This window comes from Lutibacter sp. Hel_I_33_5, assembly GCF_007827455.1.
In the GTDB taxonomy this organism is placed as follows: Bacteria; Bacteroidota; Bacteroidia; order Flavobacteriales; family Flavobacteriaceae; genus Polaribacter.
In genome coordinates, this window is record NZ_VISM01000001.1 from 2,540,325 (window position 1) to 2,561,018 (window position 20,694).

A 20,694-nucleotide genomic window follows, 5' to 3' on the forward strand; every position below is an offset into this window, starting at 1 on the left:
TTATGATAAAAAAAATTACACTTTCAGTTTTATTCGTCTTATCGATGAATTCTTTTTCTCAAAAAACAATTAATAATTATAAATACATAATTGTTCCCAATCAATTTGAATTTTTAAAGCAAGAGGATCAATATCAAACAAGTTCTTTAACTAAGTTTTTATTTAATAAAAAAGGATTTACTACCTTCTTAAATAATGAAAGTTTTCCAGAAGAATTATCTAGAAATAGATGTTTAGCATTAACAGTAAAACTAAAAAGGAACTCTAGTTTTTTATCTACTAAAAATAAAATTGAATTGTTGGATTGTAATAACAAAGTTGTATTTACTTCTCAAGAAGGAAGAAGTAAAAATAAAGACTATAAAAAAGCATATCATGAATCAATAAGAAAAGCTTTTAAATCTATTGAAGCGCTTAATTATAAGTATCAACCAGTAAGTCAATCTGATAAAACCGTAGTTAGTAACAAAGAAATTAGTGAAATTTCTCCATTGAAAGTAGTGAAAACTGTAACTCAAAAAAATAAGGGTAAAGTTATTAAGGAAGTTTTACCTAAAGAAAAACTGAAGGTAAATGAGAATAACATTCTATATGCTCAATCAAAAGAAAACGGATTCCAGTTAGTAAACACAAAACCAGAAGTTGTTTTTAATGTTTTAAAAACTAATAAAAATGATATTTTTATTATTAAAGACAAAAACGGAATTCTATATAAAAAAGGTGATTTATGGTTCGCCGAATTTTACGAGAATAATCAAAAAGTAATTCAAAAATATCAGATTAAATTTTAATAATCATATTTATCTTTCCATCTATTTTTTAAAACCTCTTTAAACTGATTTTCTCTAGGATTGTTTCCAGGTTCATATAATTTTGTTCCAGAAATTTCTTCAGGTAAAAACTCTTGATGTATAAAATTACCAGGATAGTTATGAGAATACTGATAATCTTTGCCATAATCTAAATCTTTCATCAATTTAGTAGGTGCATTCCTTAAATGCAGCGGTATAGATAAATCTCCAGTTTTTTTAACCAACTGTTGTGCTTTTCCTATTGCCATATAAGAGGCATTACTTTTTGCAGAATTCGCTAAATATACCGCGCACTGACTTAATATAATTCTAGACTCTGGATATCCGATTGTAGAAACAGCTTGAAAAGTAGTATTAGCTAAAATTAACGCAGTAGGATTTGCATTACCAATATCTTCTGAAGCTAAAATTAATAATCTTCTTGCAATAAATTTAACATCTTCACCACCTTCAATCATTCTAGCTAACCAATAAACAGCAGCATTTGGATCGCTTCCTCTAATCGATTTTATAAAAGCAGATATAATATCATAATGTTGTTCGCCAGTTTTATCATATCTAACGGTATTTTTTTGAACTTTTTCAAGAACCATTTTATTGGTAATTTCAATTTCGTCTTCAGAAGAAACTAAAAGTTCAAAAATATTTAATAGTTTTCTTGCGTCACCACTAGATACTTGAAGCAAAGCATCGGTTTCTTTTAATATAATTTTTTTTGTTGATAAAATTGCATCCTCTTTCATCGCTCTATGTAACAAAGCAATTAAATCGTCTTTATCAAAAGAATTTAAAATATAAACCTGACAACGAGAAAGTAGGGCAGGAATTACCTCAAAACTAGGGTTTTCAGTAGTAGCACCAATTAAAGTTACCCAACCTTTTTCTACGGCTCCTAATAAAGAATCTTGTTGAGATTTACTAAATCTATGAATTTCATCGATAAATAAAATGGGATTCTTCTGAGTGAATAATCCGCCACTTTTTTTAGCTTTCTCGATTACTTCTCTAACATCTTTTACTCCAGAACTAATGGCACTTAATGTATAAAATGGCCTACCTGAAACATTTGCAATAATATTTGCTAAGGTTGTTTTTCCTATTCCTGGAGGCCCCCAAAGTATTAATGAAGGAATAATACCTTGTTTAATATGCTGTGTTAAAACACCTTTCTCACCAACTAAATGTTGTTGGCTGATATAGTCTTCAAGCTTTTTTGGTCTAATTCTTTCTGCCAAAGGTTCATTCATATTGTAAAAATAGGAAAGATTTCTGACAGAATTTGTAAAACGCAGCTTTGGTTAGATTTTTGTTGTTTTTATTGTAATGAATGATGAAATTACATATCATAAAAATACATTTACGATTCCAATTTTATATGTTGCAATAATTTGGGTTGTGTACTGGATTGAAATTCATTTTAATTTCAATTTTAATAAGTTTGGAGTTTTTCCAAGAACTTTTGAAGGTTTTAGAGGTGTTTTTTTAACGCATTTCATTCATAGTAATACAAACCACCTTTTTAATAATTCTATTCCTTTATTTGTGCTCTTAACTAGTCTTTTTTATTTTTATAAAGATGTTGCTATTAAAATATTGCTTATTGGAGGTTTTTTTACTGGATTCATAACATGGGTAATCGCTAGAGAATCTTTTCATATTGGAGCAAGTGGAATTGTCTATCTACTATTTAGTTTTGTGTTTTTTAGTGGAATTATTAAAAGTCATTATAGACTAGTTGCCTTATCTTTAATTATCATTTTTTTATATGGTAGTATGATTTGGTATATTTTACCAATAAAAGAGGGGATGTCTTGGGAAGGACATCTATCTGGGTTCATGACAGGGTTAATCTTAGCTTTTTTAAATAGAAAAAAAGGAATTATAAAAAAAGAGCATCAATTTGTAGAAACAGAATTTGACACGTTGTTTGATGAAGATGGAAATTTTTCACCTCCTATAATTGAAAATAGGGTAGAAGAGGAGATTCCTAAAATTATATATGATTATAAGATTCCCAAAAAGGGAAATGATGATGTTACTAAAAACTAAAAACTAAAAACTAAAAACTAAAAACTAAAAACTAAAAACTACAACGTCCTTTGTCTTACAGTTTCATATAAAAAAGCACCACAAGCTACAGAAACATTTAATGATTCTATTTCACCAAGTAAAGGTAATTTTGCTTTATAATCTACCATTTTCAAAATAGATGGATTAACACCTCTATGTTCTGATCCCATAACTATTGCCATTGGTTGATTAAAATCAATATCAAATACTGAATCTTCTGTTTTTTCAGTAGCTGCAACAGTTTTTATTTCTGATGCTTGTAAAAGGAATAAAGCATCTTTAATATGATCTACTTTACAAATTGGTATTTTAAAAGCTGCTCCAGCAGATGTTTTTATTGTTTCAGCATTAACAGGAGCACTTCCGCTTTTTTGAATTATTATTCCGTTAACACCAGTACATTCAGCTGTTCTAATAATGGCACCAAAATTTCTTACATCAGATAATTGATCTAATAATAAGAATAAAGGAATCTTATTACTTTCTAATGTAGTTTCAATTAAAGTCTCTAAATCGTAAAATTCTATAGGTGATATTTGTGCAACTGCACCTTGATGATTATTGTTTTTAGACAGTCTATCTAATTTCTCTACAGGAACCATACTAGTTGCTATCTTCTTTTCTTTTATCAATTTATCTAACTGATAGAATAGGTCACCTCTTAATCCTTTTTGAAGATAAACTTTGTTCATAGTAGAGCCACTTTCAATAGCTTCTATGATGGCTCTTATTCCAAAAATATTTGTAGATTCTTTAATCATTTTGCAAATGTAGTTTAAATTGAGAGCATAAAAAAACCATCTCAATTGAGATGGTTTTTTTATTGTTTTACAATATTATTGAATAAAATGTGCTAATATTTTTTTAACATCTTTTTCTTTCTTAAAAGAAAGATCTTTTTTCTTTGCAAATGCCTTTATTTCATTAGTTTTTTCCTTTCCTATCAAACCAACAATTTTACTTCTTTTAAGTTTAAACTTTTTTACTTCATCATTCTTTCTGATAAAAATTGATTCCTGTCTAACAAATTTATCAAAAGACCTATTTAACATAGGGTTAGCAGATCCTTCAACAAATTTAACTGAATACCCTTTTAATAATTGAAAATCTTTATTTTCATAAATAATTTGATATACTCTAGAATCTTCAGAAGAAAAATATTTTTTATAAACCTTATTATTAATAATAAATTTATCTATGTTATTAAAGTTAAAAACAAAGACTTTTTTATTACCTCTAACTTTAGATTCAAAAGAATTACTTTTTATATTTAAGTTAATATTTTGGATGGAGAATTTTTTGTTATCTTTTGTAACAATTACACCATTATTTTCCCACTCATCTAGTAAATAAAAAGAACCTAAAATTTTTCTTCTAGGATTGTTAAAAGACACAGAACCTCCATAGGCATTAACACTATTAGTTGCTGCAACAGAGTTTGTGAATGATTGAAAATCATTTAAAGCCGTTCCTTCTTGATCTTGGCTAAATGATAAACTAAAACTAATTATAAAGCTAAGTGTCAATAAAATTTTTCTCATAATATTTGATTATTTTTTTTAAGATTGCTAAAATAGCAAAAATACTATTTATTTAATGTTAAAAAATATAGATTATTCATAAAATTAACATTTTATTAGGGTAATGTTTTGTCAAAAGGAAATATAACAATATCAAGTAATTGAAAATGTTGAAAAATATAAATTAAATCCTTTATATTCAGTTAATTAAATTTTTTTTCACTAACTTTTAAGTATTATTAATTTAAAAATATTTATTATGAAAAAAATAATTTTTTTGGCGTCTTTATTTTTTACAATGAATTGTTTTAGTCAAAGCTTTTTAGAGGCTTATGAGAACACAAGACATTTTGAGCCTTTTGATCATGCAAATGGACTTTATGATGGAGAGTTTGAAACACTTACAGGTAACCCAGAAGAATGGAGTAAAGTTATGGGTATTTTGCATCAATTTGATGATATACAATTAGCAAAAAGAGGTTTTGACGGTTCTGTATTTTTATTTGATGAATGGGAAAATAGATCTGTGGTTTATGCAAACAACACAAAATTTGTTTTTCCTAATTTAAATTATAATATTGAAAAAGATGAGTTTATGTTTCGATTAAACGATTCTACTTATGTTTTTGATATGAATAAAGTACAAGGAATTAAAATCAAAAATAAAAGTTTTAAATCTGTTAATGTTGAAGGGGTTAAAAATAATTTTGAAATTGTTCATAAAACCAAAAAAATATCTTTACTAAAAAAGTACAGTATTTCCTTATCTAAAGCTTCTCCAAATCCAATGGTAAATAGAAAAAGAAGTAAGATAAAAAGGAAAAGTAAATACTACTTAGAACGAGCAAATAATCTCACTCCTTTTTCTCTTAGAAAATCAGCTATTGTGAAATTAGTTTCTATTGATAAAATAAAAGATTTAAAATGGTTTGTTAAGAGCAAAAAACTCTCATACAAAAAAGAGGAAGACGTTAAAATTATTTTGAATTATATTAGCAACTTAAATGTATAGAATGATGTGTTTAAAAAAATCACAACTCACATATTTTTTAGGTTTGCTATTATTTAGTAATAGTATTTATTCACAAGGATGGGTAGAGACTGTAGAAAGTCAAGCTGTAATACCAATTACAAGAATTAACGACATTAATCAATTAGGACCTGATTCTGAACATTTAAGAGGAAATGAATACGAATGGTCAAAGGTTATGGGTCTCCTATTTCAATTCGATGATATTTCTTTAGCTAAAAAAGGATTTGATGGATCAATATTTTTATTTGATGAATGGGAAAATAAATCAACAGTTATTGCCAATAAGAAAAAATTCATTTTTCCGAATTTAAATTATAATATTGAGCGAGATAAATTTATGTTTAAGCATAAAGATTCTACTTTTATATTTGATATGAATAAAATTGAACGTGTTTCAATTAGAAATAAAGTTTTTAAACCTCTTAATGTAGAAGGTGTTCAAGGTAACTATCAGGTGATTTTTAATAATAAACAAATTTCTATACTTAAAAAATATAGTCTTGTCTTGTCTAAGGCTTCGCCAAATCCGATGGTAAATAGAACCAGGTCTAAGATAAAAAGAAAAAGTAAATACTTTTTAGAAAAAGAAAATAGTTTAAATCCTTTTGCTCTTAAGAAAAAAAGTTTCTTAAATCTTACTTCTAAAAACCATCATAAAAAAATAAAAGCTTTTGTAAAAGAAAATAAGTTGTATTATAAAGAGGAAAAAGATATAGGTCAAATAATTTCTTATATATTGACACTTTAATTTTAATATTACATTTTATATAATACCTAAAATATCATTATGGATATTTTGGGTATTTTTATTTATTAATTTTATAGCTTTTTAATTTTCCATTATTAAGAGATATTAATATTAATGGATTTCCTTTTTTATTTTGCAAAATTTTCACAGATTTTGCATTACCTTCTGTGTATAATCCAGATTTTTTGGTCGTAATTATATTGTAATTATCTTTTTGATTTGACGTTAATATTAAAGCATAATTATTATCTAATCTAGGTGTTTCTACTTCTGTATTATATATATTTCCAACAATAATTAAATCTTCATATCCATCGTTATTAATATCTATGTTTTCACTATCTAATATTGGCATAGATTGGACAATTTTAGGCAACTCTTTTTTGCTAAATGTACTATTTCCATTATTCAATAATAAAATTGATTTAAATTGATTTACTTCTCTTCTATAGGCAGTATTAACTTTATCACCATAAATATCTTCTAAAGTAGCATTTGCAAATTGATTAAATGTTGGTATTTTTTTAGATATAAAAGGCATTTGTTGAGTAGAACATTCTTTTCCTCTAGCGGGTACAAACCTATTATTATATTTATAACTTAAAACAACATCATGCTTTCCGTTATTATCAAAATCATCAGCATAAATTCTAAAAGGTTTTTCTTTTGTTGCCTTATGTTTAATATTTAAACCAACATTACCTATTAAGTAATCTTTAAAACCATCATTATTAACATCAGTTTCAGAGATACTAAACCACCAACCTTTTTCTTTATCTAATTTGCTTTTATTTGATATGTCTTTGAAAACGCCGTTATTATTTATAAAAATTCCAACATGAGTCCATTCACCAACAGCTATAAAATCTTCCCAACCATCATTATTAATATCAGTAGAAATTACTTTATTTATAATCCCTAAATCTTCAAATTCAGGACAAATTTTATTAGTTACTTCTTTATATTTTCCATTTACATTCTCAAAAATAAAAGAAGGTACATGTAGCGGATATTTTTGCGGTTGTATTCGATTACCAACTATAATATCTTGATCTCCGTCATTATCAAAATCAATTTTTGTTATAGTTTTTCCACTAAAGTGATATCCTTCAATACCTATGTTTTTATCTCTCTTAAAATTACCTTTTCCATCGTTTATATAGATTCTGTCTTGTAATAAAGAATCATTATTTTCAAATTCACTTCCACCGCTCACAACATACAAATCATTGTCATTGTCATTATCTATATCTATAAAAATTGCTTCCATATCTTCATATGCAGCATCTTCAATAAAAGAACTGTTATTTGCTTTTAGAAAGGAGTTATCTTTATTGATATAAAGTTGCGCAGATTGATTTTTTGCTCCGCCAATAAAAAGATCATCTAAGCCATCATTATTAACATCGCCTTTGGTTATGTAAGGCCCAAAAGTTGATTGTTTATATGGCAGAAGTATTTCTTTAAAAAAATCGTTAAAATCATTTTCTTTATGAGTAAAGTTTATCGTTTTAGATTCTTTAAAGAGTGTCTTTATTTTTGGAATTGAGTTACTCTTTTTTATATTTTCTTTTGTTTCTACAAATGTTAGTGTAGAATTTGCTTGAACATTATATTTTTCTTCATAATTACCAGATTTCCATAAAACTCTTACGGTATCTATAGTGTTTTTCTTTCCAATGCCAAAATGTATTGTCTTATCTACAGAAGATAAATACCCTCTTACTCTTCTAGATTCTTTAGTTCTTGTTTTATTGTTATATGAAATAGAAACTTTTGCAAAATCTTCTGATAATTTACTCTTAGTGTTTATTTTAATGTAATTTCCTTTGCTGTTTTCAGTAGTTAAGTTTTTAAATAAAAAAGCTTTATCATCAATATTGTTAACAACGATATCTAAATCACCATCATTATCTAAATCAGAATATGCAGCACCGTTAGAAAAAGAAACTTCGTTTAACCCTGAAAAAGAGGTGTTATCCTTGAAATTTAATTCACTATCACCTTTGTATAAAATATTTGATAATTTTTCTGAAGGTAATTTATTATATATTTCTTCTTTTATTTTTAAAGGTACATTTCCTTTATATTTTCTTTTTGCTTTAAAAATCTCAATTCTCATGTCATTATCTAAAGCATACCTTCTATAACCATTGGTTACATATATATCTTCATTTCCATCATTATCAGTGTCAAAAATAAGTCCAGCCCAACTCCAATCAGTTTTAGATAAGCCTAACATCTGACCTATGTTATGATATTTATTATTCCCTATATTCAGCTGTAAAGAATTATACATATATTGTGTATGTAATCCAAGGCTTTTAAGTAGATTGAATTTGGGTACATTCATAGAGGCCATTAGAGTCTTAGATTTTATATGATCTTGAGAAGCCATATCTAAGACAAAAATATCATCTAAATTATCTTGATTGATATCTGCTATATCAACACCCATACCATAAAAAGAAACTTGTTTTGTAGCTTCTTTAATTTTATTTGTAAACGTTCCGTTTTTATTATTTATGTACATGGCATCTGGTACATAATAATCATTTGCGATATAATAATCTAACCAGCCATCATTATTTAAGTCTGCAATGCAAAGACCTAAACCAAATGTTGGTTTAAATGTTCCGGATTCTTTAGTTACATTTTTAAATTTACCATTTATATTTTCATATAAACGACTAGTACTTTTTTTAAGGTTTTTCTCATCTTTATTAAGATTGTAAAACGTACCTGGATCATAACCATACAGTTGACTTTCATTCATAACAATACAATCTAAATCTCCATCATTATCATAATCAAAGAATGCTGATTGTGTTGAAATTCCTGCATCGTTTAAACCAACATCTTTTGCAGATTCTTTAAATGTTAAGTCTTTTTGATTTATGAGTAGAATATTTTCCCTTTTTTCTTTTGAATAGGGACCTCCCTGAGATATATAGATATCCATCCATCCATCATTATTAACATCTGCAAATGTGATACCGTTAGCCCAGTTTTTATTAGTATTTATATTTGATTTCTCAGTAATATCTTCAAAAACTAAATTTCCTTTATTTAAATAAACTTTATTAGATACTTGATTTCCACAAAAAATAATATCTTTCAAACCATCGTTATTTATATCTTCTATGCCTACACCAGCCCCATTATAAAAAAAATCATAGTCAAATAAGTTTTCTTTATTAGTAAAACGATGTGTAATTTTATTATTAAAATCTATATTACTTTTACTTGATTCTACTTTTTCAAATGTGAAATTAACAGTATCACTAATAACACGTTGGTTTTTATCTAATTTTTCACTTTCTTCAGTTGTACAAGAAATAATAAGTATTACTATAAGGATAGTATATTTCAACAAGTTTTTATGTGCCTGCATAATTTATTGTTTTACAATAACAAATATAAATTTTAAAATAAAAAAAGAGCTTATTTTCATAAGCTCTTTTAATGTATATAAGATGTTTTTATCTAATATTATAAACAGTTTGTAACTGGTAATAAACCAGGAGCACCTGTTCCATCTGCGACATCTAATAATTGTCTACCATCTGGAGCGAAAATAGTAAAACCTATTTCACTATGAGCATCTCCAGGGAAATTCCAGATAGCAAGTTTAGTTCCGACAGGTACTGTAATTATTTCACTAGCAGTGGAATAATCAACAGTAGGATCAGCTGTACCAGCTGGCCACGGTGTACAACTACCAGTTGTTAACCATTGACCACCATCATTATAAGGGCTACACATACCTACTTGTAATACAGTTGTACTATCGTCAGCATTTGTTAATGTTATAGTAATACCAGTACCACCACTTCCATGACTTGTTTGCCAACCATCACCCCATGTATCACGCATATCTATTTTATAATCCCCAGGTTTAGGAGAACATACTAAAGCAGCGTTATATACATATGGAGATGAGAAGAATCCACCAGTAATAATACCACCAGCATCAGCAGCACCAAAAGTTTGTCCATTTGTTAATTTTAATCTTGTTTCAAAAACAAATAAATCTCCAGGAGCATGCTTAGACGCATCTAATCCCATAGCTGCTTCAGCTTCTGCAAAAGTGGCAGAGATAGTTGCTCTAGGTAAACCTAATGGTCCAGTAGAAAAATCTGAAGCTGGTATCGTTTTAACCAACGCGTCTTTAGCTACCGTAGTTCCATTTCCATCAGATAAATCTCTAAGAGAAACATAAAGTTCTACACTTTCCATTAACTTACCGTCTTCAACATCTTGTTCTTCAACAGTTACAGACCAAAAAGTAGTTGCATCACTTCTATTCAATACGTTTGAGTTTGTACTTATTAATCTAAGTATAGCCCCATTAGTTGTTCCGTCAACAACTTGGTCTATCACTTTGTCTGATTCACTACAAGAAAGTATTGTAGTAGCTAAAACAAGTGATAATATAGTTTTAAATATGTTTTTCATAATTATAAATTTGTAATTATTAATTTGCTGGGTTTACTGTACCATTATCCCAAAAAACTTTCTCGCTATTATCAGTTCTTTGTTGAATATTAGAATTCGAGCTCACTTCGTTTCCAGGGAACAATAAAGTTCTTGGAAAAGTTCCTGGATTTGGATCTATATTTCTTGATAAAGTTCTTGGGTAACCGGTTCTTCTATAAAAGTTAAAAGTATCTGTACCAGAACCATATTGAGCAATAAAATATTGTTCACCCAAAAGATCCCATTTATCTTTTGCTGTTGGAAAACCATTTCCATCAGCAGCGGAATTAGTTGCAGCAGCATCAAATTCTGCTTTTTTAGCAGCAACCCAAGCTGTTACAAAAGCAGCATTAGGTGCTTGAGATTTATCAGCAGCACCATCCAATGCTCCGAAAGACATTACTTTAGCAATATGCTTTGTCATACCAGCTTCTAAATGTGTAGAGGCAGCAGTAGGATTTGATAATGCTAAATTAGCTTCTGCTTTCATAAAATCAACGTCAGATGCCAAATAGATTGGTAAAATACCAGCTCCATTACCACCACCAGTTTGAGACACTTGTTGTCCATAAATTCCATTAATTGAAGCTGAACCACCAGTATTTGGAAATGTCATAGCATCTTCTCTCCAATCAAATTTTCCACCAGCAGGATAAACACCTACCGCAGTTCTTGTAAAGTTATCTGGAGGTGTACCAGCGTCGTTTCCATGAATTCTTCCCCAATATCCCATATCCATACTACACCAAATATCCTCATCAGGTGTAAACTGTAAATGTACAGGTGTATTTTCTAAAGTACAAGATAAAGTTTCACCATCTTCTGGTCCACCAGAAAGATATAAACCTGGTCCATTTCCAATTACATCGTTTGCATCAAAAAATATTGATGATCCTCCTGGAGTTCTCCAGTTTTGTCTATAAAAGTAATAACGTCTTCTAGGATCTGTAGAAGCACGTAAATCACCAAAACTAGGCACCATAGTTTTCATTAACCAATTTGATTGGTATATACCTGCACCAGAACTTGTATAATCAACAGTAAAATCAGGATGCTGTGTATTTGGAGATAATTGATTAGTTCCATAAGTAAATTGGAAATCATCTGCAGTATCTGTAATTACACCTGTTGCATTTACAACTGCAGTATAGTTTCCAGTTGTTAAATTAGCACGCATTTTTAATGTATTAACTAATTTTGTCCATTTAGCAGCATCACCACCATAAAAGAAATCTGTTGCACTACCAGCACCACTTGTACTAGCAAATAATGCTCCGGCTTCATTTAACATTGTTAATGCAGCAGTATAAATTTCTTGACCTTCATCAAATTTAGGTAAAGGAAATTCATTTGGCTTATTAGCCTCACTCCAAGGAGCTTTACCAATATAATCGACTATCTGCATTAATACGTGTGCTTGCATTGTTTTAGCAGCAGCTACGTGAAAAGATAAATCTTTATCTGGATTTGCTTTATCTAAAGCTTCAATAGCAGCTATATTAACAACCATTCCTACTGCACCAGTGTTACTGTAAAAATTTGTCCATATACCATTCATAGTACCTGAACCATAGTTTGCAAAATAGTTCCTTCCAAACATGTAATCAATTCTAGTTAATTGAGAACCAATATTTCCAAAAGTTCCTTGAATGTTTCTATAAGCTAATTGCACAGAATTAAGTAATAAATCTGGATCTGCTTGATCTGCTGACAAGGCATTTGGACTTGCCAAATCTTCTTGCTTTAATGTTTCACAAGAAATAATCATAGAGCTAGTAACTACTAAGGCTATGAATATTTTATAAATGTTTTTCATAATTATATAAATTAAATTTTTAGAATGATAATTTTACACTCAATCCAAATCTTCTAGAACTTGGTCCGTTAAGGTAATCAAAACCTCTACCATTACCAACACCTACACCAGCTACGTTTGGATCAAAGTTAGCATCATCTGGAGTATTGTAAGCATCATACCATAAGTTAAAACCACTAGCAGTTAAAGATACAGCGCCAAAAGGTGTTCTATCTAAAACATTTTTAGGTAAAGAATAACTTAAAGATACTTCTTGTAAACGTAATACAGAACCATCATATATTGTTAATTCTTTTGGTCCAAATAATAAGTTAGAGAAATAATATTGTGAATTATTAATCTGAGTAGTATTAGTATTACCAGCAGCATTAACACCAGGTAAAACAAATGTATTTTTTCTGTCTTTTACAATTAAACCACGACCTAATAATGTTGCTACAGTTGTAGTTGCTATATCTCCACCTTTTGTATGGTTAAATTGAAAATTAAAAGTGAAGTTTTTATATGATAATGAATTATTTAAATTCATAACATAATCTGGATTTGGATCTCCAATAATTGGCGTAATTGATCTTCCATCAGGTAAAACAATATTCGTTTCAGCTTGATAATTACCAGCTCCATCTACTACAAAGTTATCATTTGCGTCTCTTTGAATTCTAGAACCAACAATTACACCCAATTGTTCACCTTTAATTGCAGCATTACCTCCTAAGAAAGCAGCTGTTGATCCTGCATAGATAATTTGATCATCATCTTGTTCTGTAACAATTTGCTGACTCGTTGTAAAGTTTACATTCGTGTTCCAATTTAAACCATCACCATCATTACTGATAATATCTAAAGATAAATCAGCTTCCCATCCATCTCCTTCTACTTTACCAACATTAGATTGTGTTGAAGTAAATCCTGAAGAAGCAGGTAAAGGTTTAAATACAATTAAATCTTGTGTAGTTCTATCAAAATAAGAAACACTTAAATTAGCTTTTCTATTTAAGAATCTAGCATCAAATCCAACTTCAAATTCACTTAAAAGCTCAGGCTTTAAATTAGGATTTGCTTGGAAACCGCTAATAGTATTTGTAACAACACTACCAATTGCACCACCACCAACTTGTGTAGTTTGACCAACAGTATTAACAGTTGGATAACCAGTTGGGAAGTTTGCAGATTGACCTAAACCAGCTCTTAATTTCAAGTAATTTAATCCCCATCCACTTTCAGACTTAAGATCTTCAAAAGCTGCAGTAGGAAGGAAAGAAGCAGAAATACTTGGGTAAAATAAACTATTGTTTTGAGTAGGTAAGTTAGATACCCAGTCATTTCTTCCAGATAATGTTAAAAATAACATATCTTTAAAATCAAAAGAAGCTTCTGCAAATATACCTTGTATATTTCTTCTTACGAAAAACTGAATTGGAGTTTGATTTTGGAAGTTAAAATGTTGTAAAACACCAAATACAATTTGTCCAGTACTTGCAACACCTTGACCTTCTACAGTTCTTGCTCTACTTGTAGCACCTGCAACAAAATCTAATCCTATATCATCAGTTAAATCATAACTACCATTGGCAGCGAAATAATGATCATATATAGTTGTGTTATTATCAAATGTAGTTAAGAAACCAAAAATTGCAGCATTAAAGTTAACACCATTTTTGTTTGAGTGTGCACTATTTCTTTCATTATAGAAGTCAATACCAGCACGATAAGCTAATGATAAATTATCATTTACTTCGTATGTTAAAGTTGCATTAGAAAATATTCTGTTAGTTTTTTGTGCATTTTGTGCATTCTTAACAGACCATCTTGGGTTGATAATATCGTTACCATTTCTATAGTAGATACTACCACCATTTTCTGGAAGTTCAAATTCTAATCCCATTAAATCTACGTTACGAGGCGTAAAGAATACATTACCAAATGTAGACCATCCTAAAGTACCATTACCTCTACTTGCCGCTACAGGCGGTGAAGTTACTCTATTACTAGTGTAATTCATAGAACCTTGAATGGTAAATTTATTACTTAGTTTAGCACGTCCACCAAAAGATAAAGTAGTTCTTAAAACTTTATTACCAGGAGTAAACCCTTCTTCATCTAAATGACCAACATTTGCATTATAAGTAATATCTCCATCAGTAGATGCTCCTCTAAAGTTAACAGATAAGTTATTTACAGATCCAGTTCTAAAGAAATCTTCAACACTATTATAAGGTTTCCAATCGTATCTTTGACCAGTATACTTATTGTTTAATAAGTTATTACCTCCTAAGAAGTTATTTAAGAAAGCAGAAGAACCATAAGGGTGTTCTACAGTTCCATCAGGTTGAATTGTTCCAGCTGGGTCATTTAAATAACCATCTACACCATTAGGACTAAAAGAAGGTCCCCAGTTACTAAAGAACCAACCAAAAGATTGGTCAAAACCACCACCATATTGATCTTGGTAATTAGGTAAAGAAGCAATTTGATTAACAAAAAACGAGTTGTTTATTGTAATTTCATTTTTCTTTCCTTTTTTACCAGAAGAACCAGATTTAGTTGTAATTACAATTACACCATTTCTACCTGCAGAACCATAAAGAGTAGCAGCTGCTAATCCTTTAAGTACGTTTACACTTTCAATAGTATTTGGGTCTAAATCTAAAAATCTACTAGAACCAACATTACCATTTAAAAAGTTACCTTGAGAGTTTGTATCACTACTAAAAGGTACACCATCAACAACAAATAATGCTTGGTTGTTACCATTAATAGAAGAATACCCTCTAATTACAACGTTAGTTGCAGAACCAGAAGTACCACTCTGTGAAGTAATTTGTACACCAGAAGCTTTTCCTGATAGTACTCTTGCAACATCACCTTCAGCTCTTTGCTCAATTTGAGAAGAACTTACTTCAGACACAGCATATCCAAGAGCTTTTTTCTCTCTTTTAATACCTTGTGCGGTTACAACTACCTCTTCAAGAACATTGTCAGATTCCATAGTTACATTAATTGAGCTAGAAGATCCAACTGTCTTACGTGTAACTTTTAATCCAACATACCTAAAAACAAGTACATCACCTGTTTTAGCAGTAATGCTATATTTTCCATCAAAATCTGTTTCAGTACCATTAGATGTACCATCAATTACGATACTTACTCCAGGTAAAGGGCCTGTATCGTCAGAAACCGTACCTGAAATAGTTCTTTCTTGCGCAAAAGATATTTGCACAACCAACGCCAGTAATAGCGTTAAAATTCCATTAAACTTTGTCTTCATTGTATAATTATTTGAATTAATTAGTGCCAAAAATCTTAAATTAATCTTAAAACACCAACTTTTTTAACAAAAAAAATCATAAAAAAGTTAACAAATAGTTAATTATGTGTTTTAAAAATTCTTAAATCTTTAAAATAGTAGTGTCCATTTTACTATAATTTTAGAATTATTTAATTTTATTGAAGAATTTGTGGTTTTTCCTAAAACATAACTAATATTGATTGTAGAATTATTTAAAGTAGTTAAATATCCTGCCCCAAACCCCAATAAATTATTGAAAATTAGACTTGTGTTTTTTATTTTCCCAAAATCTGTAATAGTATGAATGTAAGAACTATTAGATAGTAAGAATCGGTATTCAAAATTAAAATAGGTATAAAAAGAAGTAAAAATACTTTGTTCATTAAATCCTTTAATAGAATTTGCTCCTCCAATCCTAAAAAGTTCATTATCTAAAAATAAATCGGAATTTATGTGTCCAGTTGAATTACTAGCGTAGAAATAATTTCTTTGATTTATTTCAAATAAATAGGAAATGTTTGATGTTATTTTTATTTGTTTTGAATTTTTGTTTTCTGATTTTCTATTTCCAAAAGAAGTTTTAATAGTTAAATTAAATTTTGAATTATTAAATAAATCGTTTTTAATAATCGAATAATTAAATTGAATACCCCAAAAACTAGCGTTAAAGCTTTTAATATTGTTAATGTTGCTTTTGATTAAGTTTTCAGAATTCTCAGAGTCATAAGTTAATCCTATAGTTGTTTTCTCATTTAAGTTATAGTTTAAACTGGTTTTAAGTTTTGAATTTATAAAAGCAGAATCTTGTTTATAGAGTTTAAAAGATAATTGAGGTGTTATTACCGAGTTAAATATATAAGGTAGAGTTGTCGAAATGTTAAACTCTTGAGATTCTTCTGCAATGTTGTTCCAGAAAAGTTTAAATTGTTCGCCAGAATTGAAAATGTTGTTGAGTTTTAAATCTAGATATCCATTAAATAAAACACCTCCGTTTTCTTTTGAAGCAAAATTCACCAATCCATCAAAACTGTTATTTTTTCTTTTTTTAAGATATAGGTATAAAAACGTGCTGTCTTTTAAAAATAAAACTTCTGGAGGTTTAATCTCATTTATGAAATTTAATGATTTCAGTTTTCTAGAAAATGAAATCAATTTTTCTTTATTGAAAGTTGAAGTTCTATTGATTTTTAAATAATGCTTTAAAAATGCTTTAGAGAAATCTTCATAGCCGGTTATAATTACTTTGTCAATTTTTCTTTTTTTTGATTGTTTAATATTGAGTTCTGTAAAAAGGGTATCGTTTTTAATTTCTATGTTTTTAAGTTTTACTGTAGAGAACGATTTCCCTTCCTTGTCTAGTTTTTTTATAATTGTAGCTATATGTGTTGAAAGTTTGTCAGTAGAAATAAACTCTAGTTTATTGTTGAATTTAATTGCGGCAGTATTGATCCTTTTTCCTAATGAATAATAATATGTATGATTATGTTGTTTTTTAACTATGCTGTCTAAAGAATTTAAAAAGTATCCGTTTTTCTTTAAATGCTCTGAAATTAACTGAATTTCTTTTTTGATTGATTTTTCTGAAGGATGTGTTTTTGTGAAGCTGATTTGTTTTAGAAAGTTGTTTTCAGTGTCGTTTTTTGAAGTGATATGTAAAGTTAAATCTTGCGATAAAACTACATTTGAAAATACCATCAAAAAGTATATATATATATAAGGAGTAAAAAAACGTTTCAATGTAGTTTTAAAAATCAATGAATAAAAGGCTAAATCTAGGTTAATTCTTGTAAATAGAATTTATTAATTAAATAATTACAAAAATAACTAACTGATATTTGATTAAATAGAAATTAGTTGTACATTTGCAAGCTCTTAAAAAAGAGTAAAATTTTAAGTATAAACGAAAAATAGTAACAATTTAGTATGCCAACTATACAACAGTTAGTTCGAAAAGGAAGAACCAAAACAACTAAGAAGAGTAAATCGGCTGCTTTAACGTCTTGTCCGCAAAGACGTGGAGTTTGTACGCGTGTGTACACAACAACACCAAAAAAACCTAATTCAGCAATGCGTAAAGTTGCCAGAGTTAGATTAACAAATGGTAATGAGATCAACGCGTATATTCCAGGTGAAGGACATAACTTACAAGAGCACTCGATAGTATTAGTTAGAGGTGGAAGGGTAAAAGACTTGCCAGGTGTAAAGTATCACGTTGTACGTGGAGCTTTAGATACGGCAGGTGTTGAAGGAAGAACGCAACGTAGATCAAAATACGGAGCTAAACGCCCAAAAAAGTAAATTAGTAACTTTTTTAATGTAAAGACATGAGAAAAAGAGCAGCAAAAAAAAGAGTCTTATTACCAGATCCAAAATTTAACGACCAGTTAGTAACTCGTTTCGTTAATAACTTAATGTGGAGTGGTAAGAAGTCTGTAGCGTTTAAAGTATTTTACGATGCAATGGACATCGTAGAAGAAAAGAAAGGAGAAGGCGAAGAAAAATCGGCTTTAGAAATATGGAAAGATGGTTTATCAAATGTAATGCCTCACGTAGAAGTAAGATCTCGTCGTGTTGGTGGAGCAACATTCCAAATTCCAATGCAAATTAGACCAGATCGTAAAGTATCTATGGCAATTAAATGGATGATTTTATATACTCGTAAGAGAAATGAAAAAACCATGGCACAGCGTTTAGCGGCTGAAATCTTAGCTGCGGCTAAAGAAGAAGGTGCAGCAGTAAAAAAACGTACTGATACTCACAAGATGGCTGAGGCAAATAAAGCATTCTCACACTTCAGATTTTAATAGAAATGGCTAGAGATTTAAAATTCACAAGAAATATAGGTATTGCCGCACATATTGATGCTGGTAAAACTACAACTACAGAGCGTGTATTATATTATACAGGTGTTTCTCATAAAATTGGAGAAGTACATGATGGTGCCGCTACTATGGACTGGATGGAGCAAGAACAAGAAAGAGGTATTACAATTACTTCTGCAGCTACCACTTGTACATGGGATTTTCCAATTGAAAACGGAGAAAAAACTCCAGATACTAAAGGATATCACTTTAATATTATTGATACTCCAGGTCACGTTGATTTTACTGTTGAGGTAAATAGATCATTACGTGTATTAGATGGGTTAGTTTTCTTATTTTCAGCTGTTGATGGTGTTGAGCCACAATCTGAAACAAACTGGAGATTAGCAGATAACTATAAAGTGCCTAGAATTGGTTTCGTTAATAAAATGGACCGTCAAGGATCTGACTTTTTAGGAGTTTGTCAACAAGTAAAAGATATGTTAAAATCAAACGCGGTGCCAATCGTTTTAAACATTGGTGACGAAGATGATTTTAAAGGAATTATAGATTTAGTAAAGAATCGTGCTATTGTATGGCATGATGAAACTCAAGGGGCAACTTTTGATATTATTGAAATTCCTGAGGATTTAAAAGAGGAAGCTCGTAAGTACCGTGCACTTTTAATTGAAGAAGTAGCAAGTTACGATGAGAATCTTTTAGAGAAATTTATGGAAGATGAAGATTCTATAACAGAAGAAGAAGTGCATTCTGCATTAAGAGCTGCTGTTATGGATATGGCAATCATTCCAATGGTATGTGGATCAGCATTTAAAAACAAAGGTGTTCAATTTTTATTAGACGCTGTTTGTAGATATTTACCTTCTCCAGTAGATAAGGAAGGTATTGTTGGTGTTAATCCAGATACTGAACAAGAAGAAATTCGTAAACCAGATGTAAAGGAGCCGTTTGCTGCTTTAGCATTTAAAATTGCAACTGACCCTTTTGTAGGTCGTTTAGCATTTTTTAGAGCATATTCTGGTCGTTTAGATGCAGGTTCTTATGTGTTAAATAATCGTTCAGGTAAAAAAGAACGTATTTCACGTATTTACCAAATGCATGCTAATAAACAAAATGCAATCGATTATATCGAGGCTGGAGATATTGGAGCTGCTGTTGGATTTAAATCTATTAAGACAGGAGATACTTTAACTTCAGAAAAGCATCCTATTGTTTTAGAATCTATGGATTTTCCAGATCCAGTAATTGGTATTGCTGTTGAACCTAAAACAAAAGCAGATGTTGATAGATTAGGTATTGGCTTAGGTAAATTAGCAGAAGAAGATCCTACTTTTACAGTACGTTCAGACGAAGCTTCAGGACAGACTATTATTTCTGGAATGGGTGAATTACACTTAGATGTAATTGTAGATCGTTTAAAACGTGAGTTTAAAGTAGAAGTAAATCAAGGACAACCACAAGTAGAATATAAAGAAGCTATTACAGCTGCTGCAGATCATAGAGAAGTTTATAAGAAACAATCTGGTGGTCGTGGTAAGTTTGCTGATATTGTTTTTACAATGGAGCCAGCAGATGAAGGTGTTCAAGGTTTACAATTTGAATCAGTAATTAAAGGTGGTAACGTTCCTAGAGAATTTGTACCGTCTGTAGAGAAAGGATTCAAAGAAGCTATGAAAAATGGTCCTTTAGCAGGATACGAAATGGATTCAATGAAAGTAACTTTAAGAGATGGATCTTTCCATGCGGTGGATTCTGATCAATTATCTTTTGAGTTAGCTGCAAAATTAGGTTATAAAGCTGCTGCTAAAGCTGCTAAAGCTAAAATTATGGAGCCATTAATGAAACTTGAGGTATTAACTCCTGAAGAAAATATGGGAGATATCGTAGGAGATTTAAATAGAAGAAGAGGTCAAGTAAACGACATGAGTGATCGTGCTGGATCTAAAGTTGTAAAAGCAGTAGTTCCATTATCTGAAATGTTTGGATATGTAACAGCTTTAAGAACAATGTCTTCTGGTAGAGCAACTTCTACAATGGAATTTTCTCATTATGCAGAAACTCCATCAAATGTTTCGGAAGAAGTAATCGCAAAAGCAAAAGGTTAA

General features: G+C 29.6%; 15 protein-coding genes. 7 read left to right on the forward strand and 8 right to left on the reverse strand.

From position 1 onward, the window contains the following. Positions 1–2: 2 nt before the first annotated feature. Complete coding sequence (locus OD91_RS11165) at positions 3–791, forward strand: hypothetical protein (protein WP_144896467.1); 789 nt, start codon at positions 3–5, stop codon at positions 789–791. Here OD91_RS11165 and OD91_RS11170 read toward each other — a convergent pair. Then, the gene (locus OD91_RS11170; protein WP_144896468.1) at positions 788–2,059 is read right to left on the reverse strand and encodes a replication-associated recombination protein A; all 1,272 of its coding nucleotides are present in this window, start codon (positions 2,057–2,059) and stop codon (positions 788–790) included. The two genes, OD91_RS11165 and OD91_RS11170, sit on opposite strands and share 4 nt — an antisense overlap. 76 nt (positions 2,060–2,135) lie before the next feature. Between OD91_RS11170 and OD91_RS11175 the strand changes: the two genes are divergently transcribed. Next, positions 2,136–2,861, forward strand: coding sequence for a rhomboid family intramembrane serine protease (locus tag OD91_RS11175; RefSeq protein ID WP_144896469.1), 726 nt, complete (start codon positions 2,136–2,138; stop codon positions 2,859–2,861). Positions 2,862–2,899: 38 nt separating this feature from the next. Here OD91_RS11175 and rlmB read toward each other — a convergent pair whose 3' ends face one another. Then, positions 2,900–3,643, reverse strand: coding sequence for a 23S rRNA (guanosine(2251)-2'-O)-methyltransferase RlmB (rlmB, locus tag OD91_RS11180; protein ID WP_186434445.1), 744 nt, complete (start codon positions 3,641–3,643; stop codon positions 2,900–2,902). A gap of 75 nt (positions 3,644–3,718) precedes the next feature. After that, positions 3,719–4,423 carry a hypothetical protein gene (locus OD91_RS11185; RefSeq protein WP_144896470.1) on the reverse strand — a complete coding sequence of 235 codons (705 nt, stop codon included), beginning with the start codon at positions 4,421–4,423 and terminating at the stop codon, positions 3,719–3,721. Positions 4,424–4,661: 238 nt separating this feature from the next. On the opposite strand from OD91_RS11185, the gene OD91_RS11190 reads away from it, so the two are divergent. Beyond that, positions 4,662–5,414, forward strand: a complete 753-nt coding sequence (locus tag OD91_RS11190; protein WP_144896471.1) for a hypothetical protein — start codon at positions 4,662–4,664, stop codon at positions 5,412–5,414. A gap of 1 nt (position 5,415) precedes the next feature. Further along, the gene (locus OD91_RS11195) at positions 5,416–6,183 is read left to right on the forward strand and encodes a hypothetical protein (RefSeq protein WP_144896472.1); all 768 of its coding nucleotides are present in this window, start codon (positions 5,416–5,418) and stop codon (positions 6,181–6,183) included. A gap of 58 nt (positions 6,184–6,241) precedes the next feature. Here OD91_RS11195 and OD91_RS11200 read toward each other — a convergent pair whose 3' ends face one another. The 5 genes from OD91_RS11200 to OD91_RS11220 all read right to left on the reverse strand — a co-directional run bounded on the left by OD91_RS11200 (position 6,242) and on the right by OD91_RS11220 (position 17,462). Further along, positions 6,242–9,577, reverse strand: coding sequence for a VCBS repeat-containing protein (locus tag OD91_RS11200; RefSeq protein ID WP_144896473.1), 3,336 nt, complete (start codon positions 9,575–9,577; stop codon positions 6,242–6,244). A 98-nt stretch (positions 9,578–9,675) separates the two neighbouring features. Next, positions 9,676–10,641 (reverse strand): hypothetical protein, encoded by a 966-nt coding sequence (locus OD91_RS11205; protein ID WP_144896474.1) that lies wholly within the window; start codon positions 10,639–10,641, stop codon positions 9,676–9,678. Between the two features lie 19 nt (positions 10,642–10,660). Then, the gene (locus OD91_RS11210; RefSeq protein ID WP_144896475.1) at positions 10,661–12,478 is read right to left on the reverse strand and encodes a SusD/RagB family nutrient-binding outer membrane lipoprotein; all 1,818 of its coding nucleotides are present in this window, start codon (positions 12,476–12,478) and stop codon (positions 10,661–10,663) included. Between the two features lie 19 nt (positions 12,479–12,497). Beyond that, the gene (locus OD91_RS11215; RefSeq protein ID WP_144896476.1) at positions 12,498–15,746 is read right to left on the reverse strand and encodes a SusC/RagA family TonB-linked outer membrane protein; all 3,249 of its coding nucleotides are present in this window, start codon (positions 15,744–15,746) and stop codon (positions 12,498–12,500) included. A gap of 129 nt (positions 15,747–15,875) precedes the next feature. Beyond that, positions 15,876–17,462 carry a ShlB/FhaC/HecB family hemolysin secretion/activation protein gene (locus OD91_RS11220; protein WP_144896477.1) on the reverse strand — a complete coding sequence of 529 codons (1,587 nt, stop codon included), beginning with the start codon at positions 17,460–17,462 and terminating at the stop codon, positions 15,876–15,878. A 228-nt stretch (positions 17,463–17,690) separates the two neighbouring features. Here OD91_RS11220 and rpsL point away from each other — a divergent pair, with 228 nt between their 5' ends. The 3 genes from rpsL to fusA are packed head-to-tail and all read left to right on the forward strand — an operon-like array spanning position 17,691 to position 20,694. Then, positions 17,691–18,065, forward strand: coding sequence for a 30S ribosomal protein S12 (gene rpsL, locus OD91_RS11225; RefSeq protein WP_144896478.1), 375 nt, complete (start codon positions 17,691–17,693; stop codon positions 18,063–18,065). A 26-nt stretch (positions 18,066–18,091) separates the two neighbouring features. Then, a complete protein-coding gene (gene rpsG / locus OD91_RS11230; RefSeq protein ID WP_144896479.1) occupies positions 18,092–18,571 on the forward strand; it encodes a 30S ribosomal protein S7 in 480 nt (159 codons plus the stop codon). A gap of 5 nt (positions 18,572–18,576) precedes the next feature. Beyond that, a complete protein-coding gene (gene fusA, locus OD91_RS11235) occupies positions 18,577–20,694 on the forward strand; it encodes an elongation factor G (protein WP_144896480.1) in 2,118 nt (705 codons plus the stop codon).

Bases quoted from the DNA above. Each gene is read 5' to 3' on its own strand.
- OD91_RS11190 (WP_144896471.1), top strand. From the start codon at position 4,662: ATGAAAAAAATAATTTTTTTGGCGTCTTTATTTTTTACAATGAATTGT.
- OD91_RS11210 (WP_144896475.1), bottom strand. From the start codon at position 12,478: ATGAAAAACATTTATAAAATATTCATAGCCTTAGTAGTTACTAGCTCT.
- OD91_RS11165 (WP_144896467.1), top strand. From the start codon at position 3: ATGATAAAAAAAATTACACTTTCAGTTTTATTCGTCTTATCGATGAAT.
- rpsL (WP_144896478.1), top strand. From the start codon at position 17,691: ATGCCAACTATACAACAGTTAGTTCGAAAAGGAAGAACCAAAACAACT.
- OD91_RS11170 (WP_144896468.1), bottom strand. From the start codon at position 2,059: ATGAATGAACCTTTGGCAGAAAGAATTAGACCAAAAAAGCTTGAAGAC.
- OD91_RS11185 (WP_144896470.1), bottom strand. From the start codon at position 4,423: ATGAGAAAAATTTTATTGACACTTAGCTTTATAATTAGTTTTAGTTTA.
- rpsG (WP_144896479.1), top strand. From the start codon at position 18,092: ATGAGAAAAAGAGCAGCAAAAAAAAGAGTCTTATTACCAGATCCAAAA.
- OD91_RS11195 (WP_144896472.1), top strand. From the start codon at position 5,416: ATGATGTGTTTAAAAAAATCACAACTCACATATTTTTTAGGTTTGCTA.
- rlmB (WP_186434445.1), bottom strand. From the start codon at position 3,643: ATGATTAAAGAATCTACAAATATTTTTGGAATAAGAGCCATCATAGAA.
- OD91_RS11220 (WP_144896477.1), bottom strand. From the start codon at position 17,462: ATGGTATTTTCAAATGTAGTTTTATCGCAAGATTTAACTTTACATATC.
- OD91_RS11205 (WP_144896474.1), bottom strand. From the start codon at position 10,641: ATGAAAAACATATTTAAAACTATATTATCACTTGTTTTAGCTACTACA.
- OD91_RS11175 (WP_144896469.1), top strand. From the start codon at position 2,136: ATGAATGATGAAATTACATATCATAAAAATACATTTACGATTCCAATT.
- fusA (WP_144896480.1), top strand. From the start codon at position 18,577: ATGGCTAGAGATTTAAAATTCACAAGAAATATAGGTATTGCCGCACAT.
- OD91_RS11200 (WP_144896473.1), bottom strand. From the start codon at position 9,577: ATGCAGGCACATAAAAACTTGTTGAAATATACTATCCTTATAGTAATA.
- OD91_RS11215 (WP_144896476.1), bottom strand. From the start codon at position 15,746: ATGAAGACAAAGTTTAATGGAATTTTAACGCTATTACTGGCGTTGGTT.